We start from the raw sequence: 245 nt of genomic DNA, 5'->3' as shown, positions 1-245 counted from the left end.
GGTGGTCCTTGCCGGGATTGTCGTTGCCGCGATGGCGGCCGCTGTCGCCCTGGTGGTCCTTGCCCGGGTTGTCGTTGCCGCGATGGCGGCCACTGTCGCCCTGGTGGTCCTTGCCGGGATTGTCGTTGCCGCGATGGCGGCCGTTGTCGCCCTGGTGGTCCTTGCCGGGATTGTCGTTACCGCGATGGCGGCCGCTGTCGCCCTGGTGGTCCTTGCCGGGATTGTCGTTACCGCGATGGCGGCCG

General features: G+C 69.4%; 1 protein-coding gene. It reads left to right on the top strand.

Annotated elements, in window-relative coordinates; translation table 11 throughout:
• Window positions 1-245: hypothetical protein (locus tag AS026_RS41880; RefSeq protein WP_205634437.1), on the top strand; the 245-nt coding region annotated here is incomplete at both ends.

Origin of the sequence: Rhizobium altiplani (assembly GCF_001542405.1) — a bacterium.
GTDB lineage: Bacteria > Pseudomonadota > Alphaproteobacteria > Rhizobiales > Rhizobiaceae > Rhizobium > Rhizobium altiplani.
The sequence above is the reverse complement of the archived record's forward strand: the minus strand, read 5'-3'. Positions and strand labels throughout refer to the sequence as shown.